Origin of the sequence: Liquorilactobacillus mali, from assembly GCF_001437155.1 — a bacterium.
Lineage (GTDB): Bacteria > Bacillota > Bacilli > Lactobacillales > Lactobacillaceae > Liquorilactobacillus > Liquorilactobacillus mali_A.
In genome coordinates this window covers 116,504-125,200 of record NZ_JQAR01000005.1, presented here as the reverse complement: position 1 = coordinate 125,200, position 8,697 = coordinate 116,504, and the positions used below count along the sequence as shown (strand labels likewise).

Below are 8,697 nucleotides of genomic sequence, written 5' to 3'. Positions count from 1 at the left end.
AAACAAAATTGGTACTGAGAGAAGATTTTTCTATCAGTACCAAATATTATAGAACCCTTTTTTGTAATAAATTTATTTATGTTTAGCAGAAAAGTTCTACATTTATGAAACAGCGTCACTTAAAAAGTCAGTTAGTTCAGTAGTTGAAAGATTAGCGCTGAGCCCAACTAATAATTTAATGCGAGCCTTCTGTCCATTTAAGCCATGACAAAATGTGATTCCCAAGTTGCTTAATTGGATTCCGCCGCCATTATATGAATAGACTTCTTGAGCAATTCCGTTGAAGCAGCGTGATACTAACACAATCGGTATTTTACGAGCAAGTAACTTCTTGAGTGCAGGAAGAACACTCGGAGGTAAGTTACCGGCACCCAGAGCCTCGATTACAATTCCGTTTGTTTTTTCATTATCCATAAACTCCAACATTTCTGGATCCATCCCGGCGTACGCCTTTATGAGGTAGACATGATTTACAACATGATCAATTGGATGATAATCATTAAGTAGCAGCTGTTCGTAGAAGAGAACACGATTTTTAGTTACTAGTCCAATTGGACCGAATGTGGGTGTACGGAAGGTTGCGACATTAGTAGTATGAGTCTTTGTAACATAACGGGCAGTGTGGATTTCGTCATTCATTACAACTAGAACACCTTTGTTTTTTGCTTCGTCGCTTGCTGCAGTTTGAATTGCGGTTTGAAAATTGTGTAGTCCATCAGATCCAATTTCATTTGCAGAACGCATTGCACCTGTCACAACTACAGGAAAGTCGTTCGGAACAGTTAAATCAAGAAAATATGCTGTTTCTTCAAGTGTATCTGTTCCGTGGGTAACGACAACACCATCAACGTCTTCAGATGCGGCCTGCAGTATTCTTTTTTCTAGTATTAGCATTTCAGCAGGACCAATATGAGGAGAGGGCAGATTAAACACATCCTCTGTAATCAGATTGAGTTTACCAATAAAGGGATTCTTAAATGTATCCAGTGGATTAGCACTACTAGGAGCAACGCCACCATCTTCATTTTGTGACATTGCAATCGTACCACCAGTATGTAATATGAGTATTGTTTTCATTACCGGAGACCTCCTATAAGAATTAACTTTTCTATTATATACACTTAGTGAATTAAATGCTAGCTGCAAAAATAATTTAAGGTGGTTGCTGTAAATTTATAGATGTAAGACCCTAATTATTTAAAAAAGAAAGTTGTATTCATGATAAATTATACCGTTATTCCTTGGAGTGATAATCTTTGTTTAATTCAGAGTGCTTAGAGCAAGTTTTTCATGCAGCGTTTCTTCATTGGCATCTCTTCTTTGTGAAACTATTTAATTGAAGTATTTTTTTGATGAATTACAGGATGAGTTAAAAAAGCAGTTTCATTATATTTTTCAATAATGTAATGCCCACTTTGCTCAACAACCTGTGATAAAGATAGATTTGAAAGCCCGCCGAGATTGTTATTATTAGTCAAACGCTGAATACCTAGTTGACTGATTGCACCATGTGAGACCACAAGGCAAGTCTGATTACCATTCATTTTTTCGGTAATGTCATCAATTGACTTGCAAAATCTTTTTTGGGCATTTAAAAAGGATTCGACTCCTAATTTCTGAAGACGAATATCATCTGTTCTAGAAGACAATAAATCAAATTCAACAGGATAGTCTGTTAGTAAATTTTCTTTCTTAAGGCCTTCAAAAAAGCCAAAAGAAATTTCTGCCAAACCGGGATCAGTAATCACTTGAATATCTGCAGAAATTTGTGAAGAAAGTAATGATGCCGTTTTATATGCTCGTTTGAGTGGACTGGAGTATACAGCCGAAATGCTAAATAGTTTCAAGTAAGCAGCGAGTGCCTTTAGATCAGATTGAATTTCTGGAGTATATATGAGGGGACTATCACCATGCGCACCTTGTAGACGTCCCTCAACATTCCATTCTGTTTTGCCGTGACGAATAAAAATAATTCTTTTACTCATTATTTGATTTTACCTACCGTATCTCCACGAAGACCTGTGCGCAGAGTTTCTAGGGAAATTGCATCAGTAGACGCAATATTACCTAAATTGACTTGAGGTCCAAATTTTAAAATTAAGTCCACTTGTTGCTTTTTCAAAGGCGCTTCAAATATAAGTTTATCAGTTCCAATTTCTGCTAAAATATCAAGTTCTTGTGAAATGATATTGCCGCTTTCATCATAGATACCGATATTTTTACCTGCCTCGCGGGCTTCGATAATTACGAAGTTCGACCCAGAGGAAATATCAGATTGGATTTGTGAGACACGAGTTTCAATACTGATTTTGTGATCCAACAATGGATTTTTCTTACCAACTTCGGAAACAACAAAAAATCCTTTCTCACGTGCCAAGAAGATGACATTGTCCCGAATTTTTTTAGATAGTGACGTTGATCCATCACTTACCTCAATTGCATTGAAACCTAGGCGAGAGGTTTCTTTGAAAAAAAGATCCAGTTTCTTTTCTTGGATTGCAATTTCTAACAAGGTTCCGCCAGGATAAGTCAATATTTTATTGTCATGATATATCTTGTTTTTTTTGACTACTAAATCAGATTCGAATGTAGCCGCAGTTCCCCAACCGAATTTAATGAAGTCAATGTATTCACCAGCGCTTTGGACCAAGTCAGATGCCTCATTTAAGCCTAATCCCTTGTCTAGAATCATACTTAAACCGGTTGTACTTGTTTTGGAGTGTGGAACTTTATTTAAAAATTCATATGCATGCATGAAAAAACCACCTTTTTAATTTTATTTAGTTACAAAAGTCGGTTCTAAAAAATTCTTGAATAGAAAAACTTTTATACTAGATTAACTTTAACAAAAGAAAGCGTGAGTAAAGTATGGCAACTAATGCGAAATCACGAATATAGAAGCATACCCTTTTACTATGAGTGATCTAAGGTTAGTCGTAGAAATTCAACTTATGTCACACGTTTAACCAGAATAATAAAGAGGCTAGATCAAATATTACCTTTTGACCTAGTCCCCAATAATCTAATAAATTAATTATTTTTTGTATGCTTCCCCAGTGAGTTTCTCGACAGGCTTGAAGCAATCACGGAAAGATTTTTCAAGCAAATCGCTGCTATTATTTTTTTCGTAGAAATATGCGAGTGTAAATTGAACAAAAGGTAGGTACAAGCATCCACCAATTATTCCAACGATTGGTCCGCCATAAATCATAATTGGTTCCCAAATATAAAATCCGAAATAGGTGACGACACTCCAAATTGCAATCCAAATGGCTAGTGGAATACTTAGACCAATTAATAATAATAGATATTTGAAGCGCAAATTCTTGATGAATCTTTTACTTGCTTTTAAGGCGTAGCGCTGAGACTGTCCAAGAAACTGTGGCTGATTTTCTCTATATAAGAAGATTGCCTGTGAATAATCAATCCCCTTCCAAAGAACCACAACAAAGAATAGGAATTGCAGAATATAGGTTACAATCTCAATCTTACTAGTGAATATATGAATCACAAGCAGAGGTAATAGCCATAAGAAAATGAATAATGCCAAGTAGCAGAACAAGCGAAGTACTTGATTTTTGTTTAACTGCTTAAATTTCTTAAAAACACTGGAAAAAGAAACTTTAGCAAGTTCATTTTTTAGAGTATCTTGAATAGCATATTGAATAGTGATTCTAACAAAAAAGCAAAGCAGCGCAATTATGAAGAACAAGATAATACTGCCAATTATTTCTAAAAGACTGATGAAAATCAGATAACTTTGTCCGTACAATAAAAGCGTAACACTTGTAGAAATTGATGAAACACCTACTGCGAAAAGTTCATAATCTAGCAAAAACAGTACACCTGCTACAAAAATAAGCAAAATATACAGTATACCAGCCAAAAGCCAGTTGTTTTTGAAGATAGTTTTGTTCTCTCCAAAGTAGGATTTTAATGAATTAGAAAAATTTTTTATCACAACATGTAACCTCATCTCATAAATTATTATTGTTCCATAAGTCGATGTTAACACTAATTTAGTACTAAATGCGTAAAGAAAGTAAATATTCAAAAAGATATTACATGAATTTCACAAAAAAAACGTTTTTCAAATGATTGAAAAACTATATTTGAAACTTATTAGTCAGTAGATGTGGTGCAAACAGCAGATATTTTAATATATAGATGAGGGTATTTATGAAATGTGGAAATAGTTAACACATGGATTGGTCTGCTTATTTTATGCAGGAAAATCTATAATTATTTGAATTATATCTATTTATTAGTGACATAAATATTATTTTGCTTATTCGGAGAAAAATAATAACAATTAATTGGATATTTGTGATACACTACCTTAAGTACGCAGAGTACAAATTTCGGGGTAGGAAATAAAGCGTCAAGTGCTGGAAGGACGGAATGTGTCTTCCAGACGAAAGGTTAACGCCTGCGGTTTTATTTTCGCATTCGCCGCATTTTTTTGTGGCAACTCCAAAAGGGAGATGTCTTGTATGAATAGTAGTTTTGTTTCACGTTTGTCGGTACGCAACATTGTGTTGATGGGTTTATTGATTGCCCTAAATATTGTTGTAGCCAAGTTTTTGTCATTTGGTATCTGGTCTGTGAGGATTAGTTTTACCTTCGTTGTTGTGTTTTTTATGGCATATTGGTTTGGTCCGTTATTAGGGGCAATTGGGGCAGCATGTGCAGATGTTGTTGGGACCTTGATTTTTGGAGGTCTTGGAGGATATTTTGCAGGTTTTACACTTTCTGCCTTTTTAGGGGCCTTTGTCTATGGTATTTTGTTCTATAAGAAGGATGTTACACTCGTGAGAGTCATTATCGCGGTATTGATTAACATTTTTCTTGTGGATGCATTGATGAATACCTATTGGATAACTCTTTTATATCATGCAGATTTTGGGACGATTTTCCCAGCGAGATTTATTAAAGAGTTATTAATGATTCCTGTCCAGATTATTTTGTTATATGCTCTTGGAAAGAACAAAGCACTCGCTGGGTTAGTCAAGCGAGTTGATTGATTTATGACAGTAAATAATAAAATTTAAAATTCAATTAATGATGGGGTAATCTATAATTACTTCCATCATTTTTTTGAGTGTAAAAATAAGAATGGGACTAAATATTCGAGAATTGTTCTTAAGAAAATATTACAATGATTAAAAAATTAGCATACAGGCTTGTTTATACTATAATTGTGTTAGTATTATTCATGGAATTTAAAGATGAATTGGAGCGGAAAAAAATGAATGTATTGGCAATTGATACATCAAATCAACCCTTGAGTATTGCGATATTGAAAGATAAAGAGCTGATAGCAACGGTAACTACAAATGAATCAAAAAATCATAGTGTGACATTAATGCCACAAATTGCTAATCTATTGAATAGCGTCGGGATGAAGCCGATAGATATTGATAGATTCGTGGTCGCAAAGGGGCCGGGTTCGTATACAGGTTTACGAATAGGAGTCACGACTGCTAAGACATTTGCATTTACGCTTTCTAAAGAACTAGTGGGTGTTTCAAGCCTAGCAGTTTTAGCGGACGCGATTAATGAAGAAGGAACGTTAATAGTTCCGCTTTTTGATGCGAGACGAGGCAATGTTTTTGCGGGGGGATACGTCAAAAATGGTACTGAACTCATGAATGTAATTCCAGACCAGCATGTTTCCTTGGGTGAATTACTTGAAAAAACTAAAAGTTATAAACACATTTTTTTTGTTGGAAGTGACAGTCATAAGTTTGAAGAACAAATCTTAGAGAAGATGAGCAAAGAACAGCGGGTTGTTTTTTCGAGTAATGAAGATGATTATCCACAAGCGTATCACTTGGGTTTGTTGGGAATAAAAGAAAAACCAGTTGAGATTCATAGCTTTGTACCAGAATATCTGAGATTAACGCAAGCAGAAAGTCAGTGGTTAGAAAATCATCAGGAGAAGGTAGATGAAACATTTGTTGAGAAAATTTAACAAAATTTTGGATTATTGCTTTAGTTATTTTGAAGATACCTCATTAGCTTTCGACAATAAGAGGGTTGTAATTCATGATAACGAATATCTTCTATGTCGGGCTGTGGTCCCTGACATAGATGAGATGCTTCAGTTGCAGAAGTTAGTCTATACGGATGATAATTCATGGGATGAGACTGTTTTCGAGAATGAGTTACGCAATGAAAAAAGTAAGTTGTATTTAATAATGCGTCAAAATGATCGTCTTATTGCTTTTATTGGTGCTTCATTCAAACAGAAAATCAGGGATGTACACATCTCAAATGTTGCAGTGCATCCGGATTTCCAAAATCGAGGGTTAGGAAAGTTTCTGATCAGGACAATGATTGATTGTGCAAAACATAATGATTATGCATCACTTTCTCTTGAAACGCGATTGAGCAATGTACGCGCTCAAAAACTTTATAGTACAATCGGATTTAAAAATATGGGATTAAAAAAATCCTATTATCAATCTAACCATGAAGATGCTGTAGATATGCGTTTATCAATAAAAAGCAAGAAGGAAACGGTAAATGAGTAATAAGAAAAGAGAATTGATCTTAGCTTTTGAGTCGAGTTGTGACGAAACAAGTGTCGCAGTTATTGAGGATGGCAAAAAAATTTTGTCAAACATTATTGCAACTCAAATTAAAAGCCATAAAAGATTCGGAGGAGTCGTACCAGAAGTTGCAAGCAGACATCATATTGAACAAGTCACAATGTGTTTGGAAGATGCAATGACAGAAGCAAACGTAACATACGACGATCTTTCTGCGGTCGCAGTTACATATGGACCGGGACTAGTTGGGGCACTTCTTGTTGGTGTTGCGTGCGCTAAGGTAGTTGCATTTTCACATAACTTGCCATTAATCCCAGTGAACCATATGGCAGGACATATTTATGCTGCAAGATTTACAAGCAAAATTAAATTTCCAGCGATGGCTTTGCTGGTATCAGGTGGGCACACTGAATTGGTTTATTTGCCTAAAGAAAATGTGTATCAAATTATTGGTGAGACACGCGACGATGCAGCAGGTGAGGCTTACGACAAAATTGGTCGTGTTTTGGGATTAACATACCCTGCTGGAAAACAGATTGATGAGATGGCTCATAGAGGCAAGGATACATTTTCATTTCCAAGGGCGATGTTCAAAGAAGATAACTTTGATTTTAGCTTCAGTGGTCTTAAGAGTTCATTCATTAATACTGTCCATCATGCAGATCAAGTTGGAGAAAAACTAAGCCCTGATGATTTGGCTGCAAGTTTTCAACAGAGCGTGATTGACGTGTTGTTGCACAAAACAGAACATGCACTCGACACCTTTCAGATTAAGCAATTGATTTTAGCAGGTGGTGTTGCGGCGAATCAAGGGCTAAGAGACGGCTTAGACCAGCTAATAAGAAAACATACTGGTGTTGAACTACTCAAGGCTCCATTGAAATTATGTGGTGATAACGCTGCAATGATTGGCGCAGCTGGGTATGTTGCATGGAAAAATGGAGAAGTTGCAAATCTATCATTAAACGCGGATCCAAGTTTGGAATTTGAATGGTTTAAAAAAGAACAATAGTAAAAGACTTGCTAAGATAAAGTAGCTGTGACGCAAAAAATGAAGTTAAATAATTAAATTACTAGGCAACTAGTTGCCATCCAAGTTTGGGTGGTAGCCAGTTGCCTAGTTTTATCTGAAGATAGTCTGTTATGCAAAAAGTAAGATAAATTTAACCAGAAATTATAAAGAATAATTCAAGTTAGACTAGGTATTTTTTTTATCTAGTACTATTGTGTTAAGCAAAGGCGGGAGGTAGTCTACCAAGTGATTTTTGTTTTCTTTACAAAAATCACTGATGCTTTCTTCATTTAAATTAACGGGTAGCAGATTTTGTAATTCGGGTAATCTATTCATATTTGATAAAGCGTTAGTATGTCTCTGGAATAAGTTTTTGATGTCAGTCCAGCTCTTATCCAAATTAATCCAAAAAATAATTGCTGTATATTTCATGTATGAATCAGTTTTTAAATACGCTGGAGTTAATTTATTTTTAGGAACACTTATTCCAATCTCTTCATTTATTTCCCTGCAAATACTATTTCTAAGATTGAATTTATTTTCTTCTAAGTCATTGGCGTCAATATTACCGCCTATACACTGTATTCGACCTGGACTTGACGTGCTTGTTCCCATTTTGCCCAAGATGATCTTGTTGTCATTTGTTAACAAAACCACGGACGTGAATATGATTTTGCAATCTTCCTCTTGTAAGTTATGACTATTGCTATATAAATAGTGGGCATAATCAGTCTTGTTTACCGAGAAAATAATTTCATTTTGGGTACTGCAAATCCGGTTAACAGTATATATATCACCATTAAAATATCTTTTTTTACGATTTATAGAATTCCAATTGCTAGTAATTTTTCTTTGATTTTCGACAGACAAAATTGTACTAGTACCTGAATAGGTAACAGAAATCTTTTTTTTAACCTTCTGTATTTTTAAATTATTCATGTTTTTCTCCAAGTATAGAAAGATATCTCTTGTTTGTGAACAAGCGCAAATTATTGGAAACTAAGTCTTATAATATTTTAGTACTTTAAAATTTAGGTACCAGTATAACCGGTTATTTATAATCTATGATTTTCGAAATTATTATAGCTGTGATAAAAAGTCAGCGCAATAATAATGTTTTAAACATTTATG

The 8,697-nt window shown here is 34.8% G+C and carries 9 protein-coding genes and 1 riboswitch; of the genes, 4 read left to right on the top strand and 5 right to left on the bottom strand.

The annotated features are described in order from the left end of the window. Positions 1–102: 102 nt before the first annotated feature. The 4 genes from IV36_RS04105 to IV36_RS04090 form a co-directional block, all read right to left on the bottom strand. Positions 103–1,077 (bottom strand): asparaginase, encoded by a 975-nt coding sequence (locus IV36_RS04105; protein ID WP_056990922.1) that lies wholly within the window; start codon positions 1,075–1,077, stop codon positions 103–105. A gap of 251 nt (positions 1,078–1,328) precedes the next feature. Further along, positions 1,329–1,985: a histidine phosphatase family protein gene (locus tag IV36_RS04100; protein ID WP_056990921.1), complete on the bottom strand. Its 657-nt coding sequence runs from the start codon at positions 1,983–1,985 to the stop codon at positions 1,329–1,331. Further along, on the bottom strand, positions 1,985–2,755 hold the full coding sequence (gene comA / locus IV36_RS04095) for a phosphosulfolactate synthase (protein ID WP_056990920.1): 771 nt from the start codon (positions 2,753–2,755) through the stop codon (positions 1,985–1,987). Before comA ends, IV36_RS04100 begins: the two co-directional genes overlap by 1 nt. Positions 2,756–3,034: 279 nt before the next feature. Beyond that, positions 3,035–3,961, bottom strand: coding sequence for a hypothetical protein (locus IV36_RS04090; protein ID WP_056990919.1), 927 nt, complete (start codon positions 3,959–3,961; stop codon positions 3,035–3,037). Between the two features lie 399 nt (positions 3,962–4,360). Continuing rightward, a riboswitch (THF riboswitch) is annotated at positions 4,361–4,457 on the top strand. Positions 4,458–4,493: 36 nt separating this feature from the next. Here IV36_RS04090 and IV36_RS04085 point away from each other — a divergent pair. The 4 genes from IV36_RS04085 to tsaD all read left to right on the top strand — a co-directional run bounded on the left by IV36_RS04085 (position 4,494) and on the right by tsaD (position 7,566). Further along, positions 4,494–5,024, top strand: coding sequence for a folate family ECF transporter S component (locus IV36_RS04085; protein WP_056990918.1), 531 nt, complete (start codon positions 4,494–4,496; stop codon positions 5,022–5,024). Positions 5,025–5,248: 224 nt separating this feature from the next. Then, positions 5,249–5,974: a tRNA (adenosine(37)-N6)-threonylcarbamoyltransferase complex dimerization subunit type 1 TsaB gene (gene tsaB, locus IV36_RS04080; protein WP_056990926.1), complete on the top strand. Its 726-nt coding sequence runs from the start codon at positions 5,249–5,251 to the stop codon at positions 5,972–5,974. Then, a complete protein-coding gene (gene rimI / locus IV36_RS04075; protein WP_056990917.1) occupies positions 5,949–6,536 on the top strand; it encodes a ribosomal protein S18-alanine N-acetyltransferase in 588 nt (195 codons plus the stop codon). The genes tsaB and rimI overlap by 26 nt, the downstream gene beginning before the upstream one ends. Next, positions 6,529–7,566 carry a tRNA (adenosine(37)-N6)-threonylcarbamoyltransferase complex transferase subunit TsaD gene (gene tsaD / locus IV36_RS04070; RefSeq protein ID WP_056990916.1) on the top strand — a complete coding sequence of 346 codons (1,038 nt, stop codon included), beginning with the start codon at positions 6,529–6,531 and terminating at the stop codon, positions 7,564–7,566. Before rimI ends, tsaD begins: the two co-directional genes overlap by 8 nt. 186 nt (positions 7,567–7,752) lie before the next feature. On the opposite strand, the gene IV36_RS04065 is transcribed toward tsaD, so the two are convergent. Continuing rightward, positions 7,753–8,505: an NUDIX hydrolase gene (locus IV36_RS04065; protein WP_056990915.1), complete on the bottom strand. Its 753-nt coding sequence runs from the start codon at positions 8,503–8,505 to the stop codon at positions 7,753–7,755. Positions 8,506–8,697 lie beyond the last annotated feature (192 nt).